Source organism: Mesorhizobium sp. L103C119B0 (assembly GCF_000502235.1).
In the GTDB taxonomy this organism is placed as follows: domain Bacteria; phylum Pseudomonadota; class Alphaproteobacteria; order Rhizobiales; family Rhizobiaceae; genus Mesorhizobium.
Genome location: NZ_AYXE01000003.1, coordinates 450,864 through 469,564, shown reverse-complemented (window position 1 = coordinate 469,564; position 18,701 = coordinate 450,864). Strand labels below are relative to the sequence as shown.

Genomic DNA, 18,701 nt, shown 5'->3' with positions numbered 1-18,701 from the left:
CCTGGCTGCACGAGATGAGCCACTCGGTCGGTAGGCGCTGGGCTGATTGGCGGCAAGCCGGCAGGCGCAAAATATCCGGCCTTGTGGTCGTGCTCCTGCTGCTCGCTTGCCATTTGGCTTTTGACGGGCCGTTGTCGCGCCTGCGTGAGCGGACGTACGACTTCTATCAGTTTCTCGCCCCACGTCAGGCGACGAGCAATCCTGTCGTGATCGTCTCGATAGACGACGCCAGCCTCAAGGCACATGGGCGATGGCCCTGGAACCGTGGCCTCTTGGCCGATCTGGTCGATGGCATCACGCAATCCGGTGCGGCGGTGGTCGGGCTTGCGCTGGTACTCCCCGAGGCTGACACCTCGCCTGAGGGCATCGCCGGAGACAAGCGCCTGGCAGCGGCGCTGTCCAAAAATCGAACGGCGCTTGCCGTTAGCCTGGGCAATGAAGCGACGGTTTCAGAAGCAGAACCCAAAGCCGGCTGGTCGATCGTCGGGCAAGTACCCGATACACTTCCCGGCTTCACCGGTCTTACCGGCTCGCTTGCCGAATTCTCGAACGCCGCCGCAGGCCTCGGCGTGATTCGCTCCTTGCCCGATCCCGACGGCGTACTGCGCCATGTGCCGCTGCTCTGGCTTCGCAATACCCCTCAACGCGCGCAGCTGTGGCCGTCTTTCGCACTCGAGCTCCTGCGCCTTTACGCTGGACAGGACGGTTACACAGCCCGGATGAATGCAGCCGGGTTCGACGCACTCAGGATGGCAGGCGCCATTGTGCCGCTCGAGCCGGAGGGGAGCATCCGCCTCTGGGAAACCGCCACGGACACGCCTCGCCTGTCTGCCAGCACTATCCTTTCGGGCCATGGCGATCCGCGGCTGCGGGACGCCATCGCCATTGTCGACCTGTCGGCTGTGGGCCTGACGCAGTACCTGCCCACGCCGACGAGTCCAGCGCGACCAGGAGCGGAGATCCACGCCGATGCGATCGGCCAGATGCTTGCCGGGCGCTTCCTGGCAGAGCCAGCGCACGCGCGTATGCTCGAGCGGCTCTGGTTTCTCCTCAGTGCCGTCGTTTTCATCGGGCTTTCTGGAGTGCTCGCCGGGCGTGTCGTGCTTGGCGCCATCTCCCTGGCGCTGCTGGCCCTCACGCCGTTCGTGTTCGGCGCTCTCGAGTACAGCCTGCAGGGTGCACTCTATGACCCGCTGCAGCCGGCGCTTGCAACCATCATGGTTGCGGGCTTCGAAGGCTATGTCCTCTACAGGCGCAGCGAGCAGCGCCGGTCCACCCTGACGCGACAGTTCTCCCAATATCTGTCGCCCTCCGTGGTGCAGCGCCTCGCAAGCTCGGACACCGAGGCAATCCTGTCCGGCGAGAAGCGCGAGATCACAATTTTGATCAGCGACATACGTGGCTTCACGACCATGAGCGAACAGCTCGACACCCAAGACATCGCCAAGGTGGTCAACCATTTCCTCGGCATTGCGACCGATGAGATCCTCAAGCGCGACGGCACCATCGACAAGTTCATGGGCGATGCGGTGCTGGCCTTCTGGAACGCACCGCTAGATCAACCCGATCATCGTGAGCGTGCGCTCGACGCGGGCCTGGCCCTTATCGAGCGGGTGAGGCGCGAAGACGCCGCCTTCACCGCGGATGGCCATCGCTCCATCGAAATCGGCGTCGCCATCGAGACCGGCATCTGCTCGGTAGGCAATTTCGGCTCCGAACGGCGCTTCGATTACACCGCGATCGGTTCCCCGGTGAACCGCGCGGCACGGCTCGAATCGACGACCAAGAAGCTGGGCATCCCCCTGGTGCTTGGACCCGGCTTTGCGGCAGGAGCATCGATGCCGGTCGTCCAGGCGGGCGCCTTTGAGCTCCAGGGTTTCAAGGGCGAGGTCCCGGTTTTCACCGTTCCGGAGATGCAAGCTGCTCAACAAGGTATGAGCCGCGAACTAGAGAGCCAACGTGGTGAGCAATCTGGCGCCCCCGCCATGGTGGTTGGTTCGCCGCCATCCGTGCAAATGGCGCCGCTTGATGTTGCACCCCGAACCCGAAGCACGCGCTGATCGGCCAACGGGTCGCAGGATGCGATTGTCACGGGCACCGACGGACATCTTGTTTCGGCGACATCGAGGGATGCGACGGCTTGCGTCACTCGTCCTTGAAAGTCACCTTCATATGTTTGTGCACCATTGAGGCGAGGTCCTCGGCATCCCAGTTCGTTAGCCTGATGCAGCCGTGAGAGAAGGTCTTCCCGATCTTGCCGGGTTCGGGCGTGCCGTGAATGCCGTAGCTTTCGATGGAGAGGTCGATCCAGATTGATCCCACGGGATTGTTAGGGCCGGCAGCAATGGTGAAGGGCCGCTTGGTTTTGACTCCCTTGAATGCAAAATCGGGATCGTAGTGATAGGTCGGGTTGTGCACCACCCTTTGGATCTCTGCCTGCCCACTTGGTGCCGGCTTCTCGTCGCTCCCGATCGAGGCAGGGTAGACGGCAAGCGCTTTATTGGAGGGGTCGAGCACGCGCACCTGATGAGCGCCTTTGTCGACTTCGACGCCGGCAATGGTGGCGGGAGGTTCACCCCGGCCAACATCTGGTACCAGCAGCGTGGTTCCAGCTTTCCTGAATCCGGTGCCTGGGTTTAGCCTCCTGAGCAATGGTTCGCTCACATGAAAGCGCTCCGCCAGCTTCTCGATCGAGTCGTGATAGCCAAGCCTTCTCAGGCGAGCCATCCTCTCCATGCGCCCCGGAATGCGTTTGGTGAAGGGGCCGCGTACATCTTTGCGGGTCAGTTCATAGGTGATCAGAGCTGGGCTGGTGGAGGTTGCCATCAGCTTGTCCCAAGTCGCCTGGGTGAGCTTGCCATCTGGCGCCAGTCCGTTCGACGCCTGGAAGGCCTTGACCGCCTTGGCGAAGTTCTCTCCAAGGCGGCCGTCGATGAGCCCCGGTGAGAAGCGCGCACGATCCAAAAAAATTTGCGCCTTCAGCACGGCAGGATCGAGCCCTTTCGGATCGCCGGCGGAGAATTGCGCCTGATTTACCGCGGCTAGGTCCAGCTTGGCCGCCTCCGTCCCGCCGCATGCGAAGGCGAGTGCAATGGCGAGGAGGAGAAGGAGCCTGATCATCGATTTCACTCCTTACGTTAAATCGCACCTGATCTGCTTCTATGACGCGCTGTGGCAGATCTGGTTCCATTCGCCGGTAGGGGATCATAGGCAACCAGCCTTACGCTGCCGACCGGTCCGAGACGTTTGATGCCCATGCCTTGCCCCTCACGAGAGGCGTTGCTGGCCGCGCAGATCGGCAGTGTAAAAATGGTCTGGCCATGTTGACGTGAGCTTCTACCTTCAAACTGCCCACTACCTGGACCGGCAGTCAAATGGTCTCAGGGCAGCAAGTGAGGAGATGCGCTGGGAACCGGCTTATCGGGCGGGTATTCTATTGATCTTCGGTATCGATAGATCCATGTTCCGTCGTCACTGTGATCGCGTTGTCGCCCGCGATTGCTCTAGCGTATTCGAAGCGCTCCAACTTCTGTTCTGCCGATAGGCCTTTGAACATCGCGGTGGCCGAGTTCGTGATTTTGAAGTCGCCGCAACTCGGACAGCGAAACTCCCGGATGTCACCAACTGTCTCCGAATTAACGAGCGCCTGCTCATCTGTAATCGGGCAAATTGCGGCCATCCAAGCCACCATGGTCCTCCGTCCTAAGGCCGTCCCCGATTACCCAAAAGGCATCGTCGAGTGCAAAATCCATTTCTGCCGACGCTCACCCCACCTGGAGTACTCCACCGAGTAGATTGCGCTCTCCACTCTCCAACCCAGAATGTGGATTAAAGCCAGTTCCTCGGCGAGCGATTTGCTGGTGAGCGGTAGGCGCTCTCGCTCTGGAGCCTCTCCCAAACGATCGGAGATGTTCATGTAGCGTCGGGCAGGACCGAAGGGCCGGAACGTGGCGTTTTCATCTCTTCGGCAATCACCAGTAGCGCCTCCAGAGCGACGGCGATCCCCGACATCACCGTACTTATGTCTGCGCTGCCGCCGAGCGTCGAAAGTTCGGCCGCTCGCGTTTGCATGCTTTGGCTCAGCTCTTGTAACTTCAGGCGCAGCTCGTCATCCATGGTATGTTCTCCAAGCTTGACGCTGGAGGAACGCGCCTGCTTACAACCCGTTCCGCCGGTGGCCGCAGAGAACCAGAGACACCGCAGATGCTACAACTTGCGCTGTGGCGGCGCTTAGGATGGGCGGTGGATTGAGCCTCAGCGACTGACCGTCGGCAAATAGCGGATGCTTCAGTCTCGAAAAGGTGCTGGACGGCTCGATATGCACCGCCCCTTGGCCCTGGGTGCTGGTCCCATGCACAGTAAGGCCGTGCAAGTGCGCGCGGCCTCTGGGCTCAACATTCCAGTCGTCATGGTCCAAAGTTGTCCCAAGGTGGGTTCTCACCAAAGTGGGCGGCGAGAAGCGTCACGAAGCTTTGAACTTTGGCGGAAAGATGCCTTCTTGACGGGTACATCGCGTAGATCGACCGGCTTACCGGCTTGAACTGGGGCATCACTGTCTCCAGTTGGCCCGAACGAATGGCTTCTCCAACAAGGAAAGTGGGGCAAAGTACTATGCCTGCTCCACCCAGCGCCGCATCGCGCAGGAGCTGCCCGTTCGTTGCCGTCATCCGTGCAGTGATTTTTACCGCCACTTCCCCCTTTGGTCCGTCGAACCGCCATTTTCCGCGGCTGGCGCGCAACGCGTAGTCCAGACAATCATGGTCGTGGAGATCCGACGGCTTTGTGGGACGCCCGCGTCTGTCCAGATAATCGCGCGAAGCGCAGACCACCTCGCGTGAAGGCGCGATTCGGCGAGCAACCAGATTGGAAACCGTGAGTGGAGCGATGCGTACCGCGACATCCAGGCCCTCTTCCACGATGTCAACCACACGGTCGTCCAACACCAACTCAACCGACACCTCCGGGTAGACCGCGAGATATTCTGCAACGACTCTCCCAAGGTGCATCGCGCCGAAGGAGATCGGCGCGCTGACACGCAGTGAGCCGGTGGGACGTGTCTTGCTCTCGGCCGCGCTCGTACGAACTTCCTCGACATCCTCGATTATGCGCAGACTGCGCTCGTAGACGGAGGCGCCGAGCTCTGTCAGGCTTATGCGCCGGGTCGTCCGGTTGAGAAGGCGTGCGCCAAGCCACTCTTCCAGCATCTGGACATGTTTGCTCACGGCCGCTGGCGATAGTCGCATCCGCTTGGCCGCTCCAGCGAAGCTGCCTTCACCGACGACGTTGGCAAACACGGTCATGCTGGTCAGCCGGTCCAACTGCAATCACCTCTTTCATTCACGTTTCGTGAATTCACCATCCATATCTCCCTCGATTATCAATCCGCAGTGGACAGATTATCTGAAACCAGGCCGGGATCAATTGCCCGATCCGTCTCTCTAACGTTTGCCCGAAACGTTGGCGTCGAGTGCCTTCTCGCGGGCTGGAGGTGATCATGTCTCTGACCAAAGCAGCCCTTCGGGAGAAAGAGGGAGCCACTTTTCGCATGTGGCTCTCCGTGCTCACTGTATCGCTGGGTATTTTTTCGATGATCACTGCGGAGCAACTCCCTGTGGGGCTGATTCCGGCAATTTCTTCCGAGTTGAATGTCTCTATTGGGAGTGGCGGTCTCACGGTGACGATACCCGGCGTAATTGCGGCGTTCGCTTCTATCGGTTTGCCGTTGGCAGTGGGGAGGCTCGACCGGCGTATTCTGATGGCGGGCCTGCTCGCGGTAATGGCTGCAGCGAGCGTGATTTCAGCGCTCGCAACGAACTTTCCCGTTCTGCTCGCGTCCAGGCTGCTCGTCGGGATCACCATCGGTGGCTTTTGGGCGATAGCCGGGAGCATCGCAGTACGCCTTGTTCCTGGACCGTCCGTGCCGCGCGCCATGACTATTGTCTTCGGCGGTGTAAGTGCCGCTGCGGTGCTGGGCGTGCCGGCCGGCACGATCATCGGTGATCTAGTCGGCTGGCGCGGCGCGTTCTGGTCTCTCGCCGGCCTGAGCTTTGCCACACTGCTCGCCGCCCTGCTTGTGCTTCCGAAGCTGGAGGCGGCGCAGCCTGTGGAGGTGAAAGCCCTGCGTGCGCAATTGCGCAATCCCGCCCTTCTGGCGGGCGTGGTTGCGACCGCACTGCTGGTGGCTGCCCACTACGGTGCCTACACTTTCGTGAGCCCGGTGTTGCTGGAGGTCTCGGGCGTCACTGCAGGGAGCATAGGCTGGCTACTGTTGGGGTATGGCATTCTCGGAATGATTGGCAACGCCGTCGCAGGCGTCTGGGCCGCAAAATCCGTCGGTCGCACATTGGCCTGCGTCGTCATTGGGCTCGGGGCCACGCTGGCTCTTTTCCCGTTGCTCGGGGTCACGCCGCTCACAGGAACCATCCTGCTGCTGGTGTGGGGCTTCGCGTATGGCGCGGCGCCCATTACGCTGCAGACGTGGGTGCTGAGTGCAGCATCAGAAAGCGCGGAGACCGCGACGGCCATCTACTGCTTCACTTTCAATCTTGCCATCTCCGTGGGTACCCTAGCGACCAGTCAGATCGTCGACACGATGGGCGTGAACAGGGTCCTCTGGGTCGATTCCGCCATTATCCTGCTGGTGCTGCTGCCGGTGTGCCGCGCACCCATGCTTAACCGGAACATCGGAAACTCGTAGACAGCAAGCCATCCTGTGCCGCCCATCTGGCAATGATGTGATAGGTTGAAGTAGATCTTCGTTTCCTCTGTCTTGAAAGTCACGCGCGTCACATCAAACGCGGGTTCCGCCGCACCGTGCGGGTGCCGATGCTTTGCGCCCCCGGAGGACAACTGGCTATTTGAAAAAGGACTTGATCCCCTCGTCGATATGTGTGCTGATATGAGATCGATCTCATGCCGCGCTCTCAATTGCTATTTCTCTACGGGAGCGCGCTCTGGGAAGCATATGTCTGAATGACCATGAAGAGGGAGGTTCAAGTGAGGAAATTGATCGCGTGGCTGGCCTTGGCCACTACCACGCTCGCGTTCGCGTCTGCGGCGTCGGCGGGTGAAACCATCGACCGGGTTACCTCGAAGAAGGCAATGGTGGTCGCCACAAACAGCGGTTGGCCGCCGCAGAGTTTCCTCGACGACAGCAATCAATTGGTCGGCTTCGATATCGACGTCTCGAAGGAGATCGCAAGGCGCCTCGGTGTGGAGGTCAGTTTCGACACGCCGGACTGGGCGACGATGACGGGCGGCCATTGGCAGGGACGCTACGATCTGGGTGTCGGCTCGGTGACGCCGACCAAAGCGCGGGCCAAGGTGATCGATTTCGAAGGCATCTATTATTATAGCCCCTACGTTTACGTGGTTCACAAGGACAGCCCGGCCAAATCGGTCGCCGACCTGAACGGTAAGATCATCGGCGTCGAGACCGCCACCACGTCGGAGGATTTCATCCGTAGACAACTCGAGATCGATGCTCCCGGCCTGCCGCCCATCGAATACAAGCTGGAGCCCGGTGAGATCAGGACTTTCGCTGACTCAATGCTGCCGTTCGACGATTTGAGGCTCGGCGACGGCGTGCGCCTCAACGCGGTCATCGCACCAGAACAGACGGCTCAGAACGCGATAAAGAACGGCTACCCGTTGCGTGTCCTGGAAGGCGGCTATGCCTTCCGTGAGCCACTGGTGGTGATCGCGGAAAAAGGTGATGCCGAGTGGAATGCCAAGATCGGCGGCATTCTCGACGAGATGAAGAAGGACGGTACCCTCGCGAAACTGACCACCAAGTGGTACGGCAAGGATTACAGCTCTGACTGAGAGGCATCGTGGATAAAGCTTGAGCGGGGTGCATTCAATTGAACATCCCGCTCCATCTGTTTTGGTTCAGCCGCATTTCCACGACACCGGGCGGCTCCGCCTGCCTGCAAAATGCTCTAGTGCCGCCACCTCATCATATTGATCATGACATGTCCTGACACCTATTACCGACGCACGCTTGCCGACAACACCATCAGACCGCCGCTGAGCGGCGTTTCCGAGTGCGAGACTGTCGTTGTCGGCGGCGGACTGGCCGGCCTGACGACGGCGTTGCAGCTGGCTCGCGCCGGCCAGCAGGTCGTCGTGCTTGAGGCGCAGCGGATAGGATTCGGCGCTTCCGGTCGCAATGGCGGCTTCGTCAATCCCGGTTTCGCCACCGGCACCGACAACATCGCCGCGATGGCCGGCGTCGACGCGGCACAAAAACTGCACCGCCTGTCCATCGAAGGCGTCGACTTCGTGCGGCAGACGATCCGCGATCTCGACATCAAGGCGGCAGAGCCGCGCTCCGGTATATTGAGCGTGCTTCGCCACGATGGTGGCGCCGCGCTCAAGGCATATGCCGAGCAACTGGCGCGGGATTTCGACTATCGGCTCGACTATCTCGATCGCGACCAGGTGCGAGCGGTGCTGCATTCGGATCGCTACCACCAAGGCCTGCGCGATCCCAGCGCCTTCCACATGCATCCGCTTAACTATCTGCGCGCCGTTGCTGGCGAGATCGAGCGGCTGGGCGGCAGGATATACGAGAGAACGGCTGCCGTTGAAGCCAACCTTGACGGCGCCGAAAAGATCTTGCGTACCGACAGCGGCGAAGTGCGCGCCCGCCAGGCCGTAGTTGCCACCGGCGGATATACGGGGCCACTGGTCAGTCGGCTGCAGCGGGCATTCCTGCCGATCGCCACTTACGTTATGGTGAGCGAGGAGGCGCCTGACCTCATCGCCAAGGCGATTACGACGACCGACGCCGTCGGCGATAACCGTCGCGCAGGCGATTATTACCGTGTTGTCGAAGACGGCAGGCGGCTGCTCTGGGGAGGGCGCATCACCACCCGGGCAGCCTCATCGGGCGTGTTGGCGAGGCAATTGCGCCGTGAGATGGTCACCACTTATCCGCAGCTCGAACACCTCAAGACCGAACTCGCCTGGTCCGGGCTCATGTCTTATGCCCGGCACATGATGCCCCAAATAGGCCCGTTGCAGCCGGGCGTCTGGTACCTCACGGCTTTTGGTGGCCATGGCATCAACACCACGGCGATCGCCGGCAAGTTGATCGCCGAAGCCATACTGGGACAATCGGACCACTACCGGCTGTTCGCACCATTCGGCCTTGCCTGGGCGGGCGGCCCGGCTGGACTTGCGGTTGCGCAACTCACCTACTGGAAGCTGCAGGCGCAGGATTGGTGGCGCGAGCGGGCCCGCTGACCGCAGGGAGATCGAAGACGTGATCGGCCGACTATTGCTCAACCACCCGGACGCGGCGCGCCGTGTTGGCGTGTTCTTCGTGCTCGCCGCCATCGCCGCCGGCCTGTATGGGCTCGGCATCAAAGCCAGTTGGCTCGGCAAGCTCGTTCCGTGGTCCGTCGAGTGGCTCGCCGCCAACCCGGACGTCGGGCGGGCGGTCTCGGCGGTGCTGATCGCATTGATCTTGGTGGCGAACTGGAACGCGCTGCGGTATCTCAGCCGCAAACAGCAGATTGTGGCAGTCTGGATAGAGCTGTTCGTGTTGCTAATGTTGTTTTTCTATTCCTTCGACTTGTCCTTCGCGTTCATCGCCAAGAAGATCGGCTTCCTCGTCTCGAAGGGTGTGGTGACGACCCTCTACATTTCGGCCATTTCGATCGCCATCGCCACCCTCATCGCCTTCGTTGGCGCCATCGCCAAACTTTCCCGCAACGGCGTGGTCTATGGCTTGGCGACCTTCTATACCTCTCTGTTTCGTGGCTTGCCGTTGCTGATGCAGATCTACATCATCTATCTCGGCCTGCCGCAGATTGGCTACGTGATCGGCGCCGTGCCGGCCGGTATCATGGCGCTGTCGCTCTGCTACGGCGCGTACATGACCGAGATCTTCCGGGCCGGCATCGAAAGCATCTCGCGCGGCCAGACCGAGGGTGCTACGGCACTCGGCCTTAGCGCTAACCAGACGATGTTCCTGGTCATCCTGCCGCAGGCGATGCGGGTCATCGTGCCGCCGACCGGCAACCAGTTCATTGCGATGCTGAAGGATTCTTCGCTGGTCTCGGTGGTCGGGGTCTGGGAGATCATGTATCTCGCACGCACGCAGGGCCAGACCGAATTCCGCCACATCGAGATGCTCATCACCGCCTCGATGATCTATTGGCTGCTCTCGATGGGGCTCGAGTTCCTGCAGTCGCGGATCGAAGACCGGTTCGGGCGCTCACTCAAGCGCTGATCGTCATCCGTGATTTTCGCCAAAGCGAGTTGCACAGCACCGCAACAGCCAGCTTCGGAGAGCAGCTGCAGATTGTACGCGACAGCATGCCGTTCGGCGACGTCGTGAGGGGTGAATCAACCCGGTATTTCATCGGCTTAGCCCGATCGGAGGGCAGAATAGAGCAAGTGCTGGACGAGCATGTTCGTTGGCCGACCGCCCGGCAACTACGACCGATTGCTGGATTTCACCCGCGCCAACAAATCGATAAAATCAACGACCTTAACATGTCCTCCGGGCCAACCATTATCGCTATGTATCGATGGTAGCCGAGTTCGCCACGTGGTTCGCCAATAGGTTTGTCAGGCAGTGGTTTGCGTTACCAGCCGCACGACTCGGTCCATGCCCTGCACAGCCAAACGCACCGGCGAGGCTTCCGGGAATGAAGCTCGGCATGGTGTTTCGTTCCTTTGAAGTGGGCGTGTTTGGGGGAAGACCGTAGTCGGCGTGTTCGCGCCCGGTGGAATTTTCGAAGAGTTGTTTCCAACGGCGGGAACGAACCAAACTTCCATGCATTTAGCTCTGGCTTCGTTCATTCACTCTTTCTTCTGGGAGCTGGACCATTGTCATCCGGAGGCTATCTCTTGGCCGACCAACAAACCAATGACGTTTCCATCGTTGATCTGATACCTGCCCTGCGGGCTTTCGCGCGCACCTTCTGCCGCGTTCCAGACGATGCCGACGATCTGGTGCAGGAAACGTTGACCAAAGGGCTCGCCAACATCGACAAGTTCGAACCTGGTACACGCATGAAGTCGTGGCTCTTCACCATCATGCGCAACACCTACTACACCCGGATCAAGATCGCTGCACGGGAAGCGCCAGGCCTTCTCGACTGCGCGTCTTCGAGACCGATTTCGGAAGCTACCCAGGAATGGACCGTTCAGAGCAAGGAAGTTCACGGCGCCATCCAAAAGCTGCCCGAACATCAGCGCGAGGTGCTGATGCTGATCGGCGTTTTAGGAGTGGGCTACGAGGAAACCGCCGAAATCTGCGGCTGCGCGGTAGGGACGGTCAAGAGCCGGCTGAACCGTGCCCGCGCCAACATCCTTGAGCTACTCGGGGAGAGCTCGTTGCAGACATTGATAGAAAGGCGAAATCAGCTGTCGGATGGTCAGCTCGATATAGAGGTCGACAGCCGCAGATAATCAGCTCTTCACGTCTCGCCGACGCTTCTCGACGAGAGCATTTTGCAATTGGATCGCCAGCTTGGATAGGCGGTCTGGTATCTTTTCCTGCTCTATGGCGGCCAGCAGGGAAGCAATCTCCTGATCCACTGCCATCTCGACAAGCAGATCCGTGGTATCGTCGCTCGAATGAGACATCACGTTCTCTTGATAGCATCCCTAGATCCAAGTCTGATGATGAGCGCTCGGCACTACAAGGCGTTGTCGACCGCCGAGAGGCTCACCGGCGGCCCTTGCACAGTTTTCCTCCGTGCCGCGGCAAGACGCGGCGCGGTGGCGTCAGTCCTTCAGCAACCGGTTTGCGGCGTGATCCTGAAATTGATCGGACTTGATTCGATTGCCGTCCAGCCCGCGCTCTCGGCCATGTTGCTTCCTGTCGCGGTTGGACAAAACCGCGTTTTCTTCGATCTTGTCCTTGTCCAAGGTGGTCATTGCGCCGGCGCCGGCACCTTTGCCTTGGCTGCCTTGGCCGAAATGCTTTTTGCCGCCGGATGCCATGATCTCCTCCTTCGAATCCAGGACACCGATCGGTGCCGACGCCCGAACCGGCATCGCGCTGTAATGTTCCGTCTCACCCAGCAAGCAGGAAGGCGTCGCCATCCCATGACCCAAACGGCTTCTCGCCGTCGATGACGACCCGCAATTGGTGAGCTTGCGCAAGACGGCCGATGTCGGCCCGGTCCAAAGAAAGCGATCCGCGATAAGAATAGTTGAGCAATGCGAGCCGGCCCGGCCGTTTGAGAACGCGCGCAATTTCATCGAAAAGCCGCTCAGCCATGCCGGCCAGGACCAGGTAGGGAAAGCTGTCGACCGCCAACACGCAATCGAAACTGTCGTCGTCGAAGTCGGCCAGATCGAGACCGGAGGTTTGGCGCAGTTCGACATTGCCGAGCGCTGCGCATTGCTCGGAGGCGACAGAGATCATCCGCGATGATATGTCGATGCCGACCATCCGCTTGAAGGAATTGGACAGCGCGCGCTCGAAACGTCCGATGCCGCAACCGATGTCGAGAATGTCTCGTTCAATTCCGGTGAATTCTCGCGCCTCGAGCCATTCAACGATTTCGTCGGTCATGGCTGTCAGCCGCTCGTCATCGCCAAGGGATCCTAACTGGACACTTGCGGCTGTCGAAATTGCTGCCGCGGCATCAAAACTCGAGGCCAGCCGCGTGACGACGGCAATATCCGTCTCGCCGTTACCGCGTTCATGCCGAACGGCGCCGCCTGTCGCTCGCAAAGTGGCAAGGACGCCCGGTCTGTGGCGCAGCAGTCCAGCGACCTTTCGCAGTCTTTCAGCATCGCCGGTATCCGCCGGACGGACTTTCAGCACGAACTCCGCCAATTCCGCCGCTTCAATTGTGGGCGGCAGGTGAAGCGCCAGCCTGACGAGAACAGCTTCGGCGCAGGCACCATCGGCCATGCAATCTTCGACCGCCCGTCTGACCGATGTCCGGCGCTGCGCGTGCACACTCATGACATCAACTCCGCGTCCAGATCCTCCGCATCGTCCACCTGTCGACGGCGCCCCAGCCATATTTGTAGGCCTCCTGGCCGCGCAGGAAGTCGAACTCGCGCGCATCCTCGCGGATCGACTCCGCGATCGCGTGGCCGATCAGGATCGCCCCTGGGCTCTCCTCGGCATATGCAGGATCTAGGCCGCCGAGATAGGCATAGGCGCGGCCGCGGTGGTGAAATCCGTAATAGGCGGCGACAGTCGTGCCATCGATCGCGAGCAACCAGCATCGGACCAGGCCGTGAGCATCGAGCAAGGGAAGTGAAAGCCCATGGAAGTGCTGCACGGCGGGGTCGGCCAATACACCACCTCCATGTCCAACCCAGCGTGCATGGTGCAGGCGGATCAATTGGTTCAGGAAGTTCTGATCGCCCCGGGCTGACGCCAACGCGAGCCGGCCGCGTCTGGACGCCGCTTGGCGCGCCCGGCGCAACTGGCGCCTGCGCCGAGCGGGAACGCAGCCGGCCAACGTGTCGTCGCCGGCAACAGCAAGCACGGGGCAGGCTGCATGAATTACCGGCCTCTCGACCGTTAAACCGGGATGCGCGATCGTAAGACCGGCACTGTTTTGCGGCAGATCAGACAATATCCATTGTGACCACCCGACCGAGCAGATCGTTTCGGCAATTGTGGACACGACCGCCGCCTCGATATCCCGGACAGCCAGGATGTCCAGATAATCGCTGAGCGAAATACCGACCGGAAGCAGCTTCGAACCGGCCGTTCCATGCTCGAGATAGAGTGGCGCCAGCCCGACCAGATCGCCGCCACGCCAGACCGCGACTGTCGCCAGTTCACCGGGTGCGAATGCGCGCCACCATGGCACCAGCCAGGCGGGGGATTGGAACGGCGTCGCACAGGAACTCTGCTCCCACAGTTTCCACCAGTGCGGCGTCAAGGCATCGAATTTTACGGGGTCATCGATGATTTCACTGCGCAACACTGCTTTTCTCACGGTGCCGCAGCGAAGCGCCGGCAATCTGTGCCAAGTTGTGCCAGCGCCTGATAGGCAGCCATATACGACGAGATCATCCGTTCCAGCGAAAACCGCCGTCGCGCCTCCACCCGGCACGCCTCGGCGTCCAGGCTGGGCGCCGCAAGAATGGCTTGGGCCATCTCGTCGACTGTATTGACGAGAAAGCCCGTCCTGCCGTGCTCGATTACATCCGCAAGCGCACCATTCGGGAATGCGACCACCGGGGTACCGCAGGCGAGGGCCTCCATGGCGACAAGCGAGCTTGTCTCGGCGGCGAGGCTTGGAATGACCAGACAGCGGGCTGCGTTGAGAAAGCGCCTCTTGGCGTTAAAACCGAGCGGGCCCAAGAAGCTGCGGCGAGCATCAAGACGGGATTGGACCTCGTCGCGAAAGTAGCGCGTATGTGTTTCGTAGGGGTAGACCTTGCCGCCGATGACCAGGGGCACGCCCGCCTGTTTGGCCGCGTCCAGGGCCAGGTGAATGCCCTTTTCCGGGCAGACCCGGCTGAGAACCAGGGCAAAGTCTCGCTTCGGCTGCACCAGGCTCAGTGCTTCGATGTCAACGCCGTTGGGAATCGGCGCCACCAGTCTGGCCCCTGGTGGCNGTGGCGCCGTTTGCTGCTGGGTGGGCGAGACCGCATGGAGCCACAGGTCGTCGCGCGTCGGTCGCAGAGCCTCGGCCGGATACCAGTCCAAGGGCAGGTGGAGGCTCACCAGGGTCGGACCATCGTCGGGCAGATAGGCATGAAAATCGATGCCGTGCAGATGAACCACATCGATCGGCCATCGGGCGCGGGCAGCGGCGATCGCTTTGCGATGAGCCTGCTGCGCGCGGCTCTTCGCCGCCTCGTCGAGCACGCCGTTTTCAGCCGGTATTTCCACAAGGGTACCGCTCGCGCTGGAGCCGCGGCAGCCAATGACGATAGAGCGGTGGCCGGCGCGAACCAGCGCCCGATCGAGCATCGACAGAACCTGTTCGGCACCGCCGACAGCATCGGGTCCAACGGGTGCGAGAGGGTAGGCGACATTGAGGACAGTGAGCGCCGCGGCTGGTTGGGCCTCGGTCCCGTACGCCGCACCACCTGTCGATGGTGCCGCTAATTCGTCCAATGTGTCGGGCGTCTGATGCATCGGTAGCATGACATTTCACGCTGCCGAGGCCCGCCGCGTCGGGAGCGAATTGGACGCCATGCCGGGCGCATAGCGGCGGATCATGGTTGCGCAGAATTCCGCGAACTCCTCCGGCACCAGTGGCGGGCTGGTGTGGTGGGGCATCATTCCCCGATGCTCCGGTGTAAAACAAAAGGTGACCGTCACGTCGAAATCGGCGAGTGCCTCCATCTGCCGGTCGAACCAGTCCAGCGCGTTCGGTCGGAAGCTGTCTGCCCAGGAAAGCCCCGTGCGCATATTGGTGACGCCCAGCCGCTTCATCCAGGCGACAGCATCGTCCAGCCGGGGGTCCTCGAAATGAAACCACTGCACCAGCCCCATTGCGGGCGAGTAGCGCAGGAACTCCTCCAGCGCTGGTTTTGGCGTGCCGTCCTGGCGCAGCAGCCCCATGTGGAAATGTCGATAGTAAGAAGAGCCCTCCGCCTCGCGATGCCGCGTCGTTGCTTCCCATTCGCGCGGAAGATCGTAGAGGCTGTACCACTGGATACGTGGTGCGTTGCCAATCAGCAACTCGGCGGTGCGCTTGAGCCCCCAGACCTGGATCTCTTCCGCGCCGAAGGTCGATACGCCGACTTCGCTGACCCAGATGGGAAGGTTGGTGACGGTCGCGATCTCGCCGATCTTCTGTGGCCATTCGTGGATCTGCCACAGGTTCCAGTCGAGCGGAAAGCCGTGCACGGCGACGGCATCGACATGGTCCAGCACGCCGAATTCCTTCATGCGGGTGATAAAGCCCGGATCTATCGGCGAGATGCCACCGAGTACTTTCGTCAAAGACGGGTTCTCCGACGCGATTGCGTCAGCCGACAAGATCGCCATCCTGGCAAAGCGGCTCCAATCGGGATCGAGCTCTGGGTCCCAATGCGATTTGTTGTTGGGCTCGTTCCAGATCATGGCGGCTTCAATCATGGAGCTGTCCTTTCGAGGGGTAGATGGCGCCGCCGCCGGCCGGGTCCCCGGCTGCGCGGCAGAAATAGACCTCCTGCTCGGGGTGCAGAACGATCTCGAAACCGGCGCTGCGCAGCATCGCTTCGGTGCAGGCGCGGTTTGGAATCCACCAGTTGGTGGGATCGTCGGCATAGCGGTGCTCGATAAAATGCAGCTTGGGAAACTGCGGCTGGTCGAACAGGTCATGCGTCCAGAAATGATAGTTTTCTTCCAACTCGGGCAGATCCGCGCTGCCGCGCTGCATGGACTGGAAGATCATCAGGTCACGGGCGACATGTTCGCGGATCAGGTCGAGCGCGAGCAAGGGGTGGCGCAAATGGTAAAGCACCCCCATGAACAGCACGACATCGAATGTCTCGCGCAGAGAGCCGACGTCGTAGACCGAAAGCTTCTGGAATTCGATCTCGCAATCGGCAACCTCGGCGGCAAAGCGAGCTTGCGCCAGGTAGGCGTCATCGAAATCGATGCCGAGGACACGGTCAGCACCTCGCCGTTTCATCTCGATGGAGTAGAATCCTGCATTGCAGCCGATATCGAGTACCGCCTTGCCCGTCAGATCAGCGGGAATGGCATTGGCAAATTTGCGCCATTTGATCAGCGGGTAGTTGCCCAGAAAATGGTTGGGAGCGGTTTGGACGCCGGCAAGTTCCATGTTGTGGAACCATGGGCCGAGCGCATCGATGCGGCGGCGGATTTCGGCATGGGAATGCAGCATGGCTCAGGCTCCTTCGCCAGGAACGACGGGTACATGCGACTGCGCGCCGGGCATGATCATGGTGGGCCGGCGGTGCGCGGATGGGGCGTCGTTTTCAAGCAACCGCAGAGCTGTGCGATAGCCGTTGAAAGTGCCGACATCGACATAGTCCGACCCAGCCCTGACACCAAAAGCTGTACCGCCGGCCGAGATATAGGCGTTGACCAAAGTGCCGATATATTCGTCACTGCGCTCGCGCTCACGCCAGAGTGCCGCAAGCTGATGAAGGATATGGCCCGGCATCTTGAACGCACCCCAAACCCAGTTCGTGGCGGCATCCTGTCGCTTGACCTGGATTTCGATCACGCGCTCGTGGACGTCGATGACGACGGCGTCGAAGAATTCCGGCTGATCCACCGGGAAAAGCAGAAATGAGAGCTGATCGTCGGGCAAATGGCGGAAACCGTCCTCGGGAAACCAGATCGTATCGGGAAGGCCGACCAGGACGACCTCGTCGGGCGCGACGAGGGGCGCCGCCCGGAAGATCGCATCGCACAGACCGACGGGGTTCGGCTGCACCACGAAGAGAGCCGCCGCGTCACCGTAGCCGGCGGCGTAGTATTCAAGGATGTCGGATTTGCCCGATCCGATGATGAAGCAAATCTTGTCGACGCCGGCCTGCACCATGCGCCGTACCAGATACTCGCTCACGGCGCAGGGACGCTCGGTCTGTCCATCGATCCGGCTACCGACCGGCAGCAGCTCTTTCGAGAAGCCGAGCGGCTGAATGCGGCTGCCGCGCCCGGCAGCGGGTACGATGCCCAACATCAGACCGCTTCCCTCATCGGTTCGCCGGGAGATCTTTGAAAGGCATCGTTCAGGATGCGATCCAGTTCCGCCGCGCGCCGTGCGGAAGTGTGTTCGCCCAAGACCCGGTCGCGGGCACGCCTTCGAATGCCGTCGAGCTCGCGCTCCGGCAATCGCAATGCGGCGACCACATCATCGGTGTCATGCGCCAACAAGATTTCGCGGCCGGGTTCGAAAAATTCGGCCAGGCCCGGCCATGCATCGGTGACGATGGCAGCCCCACACGCGGCCGCTTCGAAGAGCCGTCCCGACGGGCACCAGCCCTTTTGCGCCATCGCCTCCCGGGTGACGTTCAGTGTCAGGCGAGATGATGAGAAGAAAGCCGGATGGTCGGCTGGCGGAAGATGCCTGACAAAGAAGATGTTGTCGCTCCATGGGAATTCCTGCGGATATTGCGCGCCGCCAATGATGAAACGGTGGTCGGGCAGGCGCGCGGCCGGGCGGACCAGCAGCTTTTCGACGCCGGCCTGGCGATCCGCCGCGTAAGTTCCGAGATAGGACAGATCACCGGCGAATTCGGCCCGCTTCTCTGCCGGCCGGTGTTGGTCGGGATCGACATGCCCATAGAGAGGCACCACGTGACGCGCGCCTAAAACCGACTTAAGCGCCTCGATCGCAGAGCCGCCGGTGTAACTCAAAACGAGGTCGAAATCGGCAAGACCCTCAGGTCCGAAATAGGGCGGACGCTCGCCTTGCTCGATGCGGGCAAGCGTGACCGGAGTGTCGAGATCGTAGAAGACACGCAATCCGCGACCTGTCTGCTGCGCCAGCCGCGAGGCCTCCACGGCGTCGGCACAGTAGGAGGTAACGACGACGACATCCGCTTGCTTCATTGCCCGCTCCGCAACGCGACGGATGTCTTCCCAGTCCGGATAAATGACGACGTTGCCGCCATCGAGCCGATCGAGATCACGCGTCCCGGCATAGTAGGGGGTATCGCGTTCGAAGAAGGTGATGCACCATCCCAGCCGACCCAGGGCGCGGATCAGTCCGCGCCAGAGCGTGGCATGGCCGTTGCCCCATGATGATGTAACGGTGAGACCGAAAATGACCATCTGCATCCGGAAA

Annotated in this window: 19 protein-coding genes; 6 read left to right on the top strand and 13 right to left on the bottom strand. The window is 61.1% G+C overall.

Features of this window, described 5'->3' with window-relative positions; translation table 11 throughout:
* Positions 1-14: 14 nt before the first annotated feature.
* Entirely contained in the window at positions 15-2,060 is a 2,046-nt protein-coding gene (locus X728_RS159465) for an adenylate/guanylate cyclase domain-containing protein (protein ID WP_031194956.1), read from the top strand.
* A gap of 85 nt (positions 2,061-2,145) precedes the next feature.
* Here the strand turns inward: X728_RS159465 and X728_RS159470 are convergent, their stop codons facing one another.
* The 4 genes from X728_RS159470 to X728_RS159490 all read right to left on the bottom strand — a co-directional run bounded on the left by X728_RS159470 (position 2,146) and on the right by X728_RS159490 (position 5,318).
* Complete coding sequence (locus tag X728_RS159470; RefSeq protein ID WP_023691458.1) at positions 2,146-3,120, bottom strand: L,D-transpeptidase; 975 nt, start codon at positions 3,118-3,120, stop codon at positions 2,146-2,148.
* Positions 3,121-3,433: 313 nt separating this feature from the next.
* Positions 3,434-3,691, bottom strand: coding sequence for a hypothetical protein (locus X728_RS159475; RefSeq protein ID WP_023830893.1), 258 nt, complete (start codon positions 3,689-3,691; stop codon positions 3,434-3,436).
* 221 nt (positions 3,692-3,912) lie between these two features.
* Complete coding sequence (locus X728_RS159485; protein WP_023667962.1) at positions 3,913-4,116, bottom strand: hypothetical protein; 204 nt, start codon at positions 4,114-4,116, stop codon at positions 3,913-3,915.
* Positions 4,117-4,406: 290 nt separating this feature from the next.
* Positions 4,407-5,318 carry a LysR family transcriptional regulator gene (locus X728_RS159490; protein ID WP_023691455.1) on the bottom strand — a complete coding sequence of 304 codons (912 nt, stop codon included), beginning with the start codon at positions 5,316-5,318 and terminating at the stop codon, positions 4,407-4,409.
* A 176-nt stretch (positions 5,319-5,494) separates the two neighbouring features.
* On the opposite strand from X728_RS159490, the gene X728_RS159495 reads away from it, so the two are divergent.
* The 5 genes from X728_RS159495 to X728_RS159520 all read left to right on the top strand — a co-directional run bounded on the left by X728_RS159495 (position 5,495) and on the right by X728_RS159520 (position 11,427).
* Positions 5,495-6,697 (top strand): MFS transporter, encoded by a 1,203-nt coding sequence (locus X728_RS159495; RefSeq protein ID WP_023830892.1) that lies wholly within the window; start codon positions 5,495-5,497, stop codon positions 6,695-6,697.
* Positions 6,698-6,996: 299 nt separating this feature from the next.
* Positions 6,997-7,824, top strand: coding sequence for a transporter substrate-binding domain-containing protein (locus tag X728_RS159500; RefSeq protein ID WP_023687783.1), 828 nt, complete (start codon positions 6,997-6,999; stop codon positions 7,822-7,824).
* 144 nt (positions 7,825-7,968) lie between these two features.
* Entirely contained in the window at positions 7,969-9,249 is a 1,281-nt protein-coding gene (locus X728_RS159505; RefSeq protein ID WP_023830891.1) for an FAD-binding oxidoreductase, read from the top strand.
* A 19-nt stretch (positions 9,250-9,268) separates the two neighbouring features.
* The gene (locus X728_RS159510) at positions 9,269-10,240 is read left to right on the top strand and encodes an amino acid ABC transporter permease (RefSeq protein ID WP_023712239.1); all 972 of its coding nucleotides are present in this window, start codon (positions 9,269-9,271) and stop codon (positions 10,238-10,240) included.
* Positions 10,241-10,863: 623 nt separating this feature from the next.
* Positions 10,864-11,427, top strand: a complete 564-nt coding sequence (locus tag X728_RS159520) for a sigma-70 family RNA polymerase sigma factor (RefSeq protein ID WP_023667968.1) — start codon at positions 10,864-10,866, stop codon at positions 11,425-11,427.
* On the opposite strand, the gene X728_RS1000000168405 is transcribed toward X728_RS159520, so the two are convergent.
* The 9 genes from X728_RS1000000168405 to X728_RS159560 form a co-directional block, all read right to left on the bottom strand.
* Entirely contained in the window at positions 11,428-11,604 is a 177-nt protein-coding gene (locus tag X728_RS1000000168405; RefSeq protein WP_023667969.1) for a hypothetical protein, read from the bottom strand.
* Positions 11,605-11,745: 141 nt separating this feature from the next.
* Entirely contained in the window at positions 11,746-11,964 is a 219-nt protein-coding gene (locus X728_RS159525) for a hypothetical protein (RefSeq protein WP_023681089.1), read from the bottom strand.
* Between the two features lie 73 nt (positions 11,965-12,037).
* Positions 12,038-12,940: a class I SAM-dependent methyltransferase gene (locus X728_RS159530; protein WP_023830889.1), complete on the bottom strand. Its 903-nt coding sequence runs from the start codon at positions 12,938-12,940 to the stop codon at positions 12,038-12,040.
* Between the two features lie 4 nt (positions 12,941-12,944).
* Positions 12,945-13,922, bottom strand: coding sequence for a GNAT family N-acetyltransferase (locus X728_RS159535; protein WP_245266075.1), 978 nt, complete (start codon positions 13,920-13,922; stop codon positions 12,945-12,947).
* A gap of 8 nt (positions 13,923-13,930) precedes the next feature.
* Entirely contained in the window at positions 13,931-15,094 is a 1,164-nt protein-coding gene (locus tag X728_RS159540; RefSeq protein WP_031194951.1) for a glycosyltransferase, read from the bottom strand.
* 6 nt (positions 15,095-15,100) lie between these two features.
* Positions 15,101-16,033, bottom strand: a complete 933-nt coding sequence (locus X728_RS159545) for a beta-xylosidase (RefSeq protein ID WP_023687790.1) — start codon at positions 16,031-16,033, stop codon at positions 15,101-15,103.
* Positions 16,026-16,787 (bottom strand): TIGR04290 family methyltransferase, encoded by a 762-nt coding sequence (locus tag X728_RS159550; protein WP_023681093.1) that lies wholly within the window; start codon positions 16,785-16,787, stop codon positions 16,026-16,028. Before X728_RS159550 ends, X728_RS159545 begins: the two co-directional genes overlap by 8 nt.
* 3 nt (positions 16,788-16,790) lie before the next feature.
* Positions 16,791-17,594, bottom strand: a complete 804-nt coding sequence (locus X728_RS159555; RefSeq protein ID WP_023830886.1) for a sugar phosphate nucleotidyltransferase — start codon at positions 17,592-17,594, stop codon at positions 16,791-16,793.
* Positions 17,594-18,694 (bottom strand): glycosyltransferase, encoded by a 1,101-nt coding sequence (locus X728_RS159560; protein WP_023830885.1) that lies wholly within the window; start codon positions 18,692-18,694, stop codon positions 17,594-17,596. The genes X728_RS159555 and X728_RS159560 overlap by 1 nt, the downstream gene beginning before the upstream one ends.
* Positions 18,695-18,701: the final 7 nt, after the last annotated feature.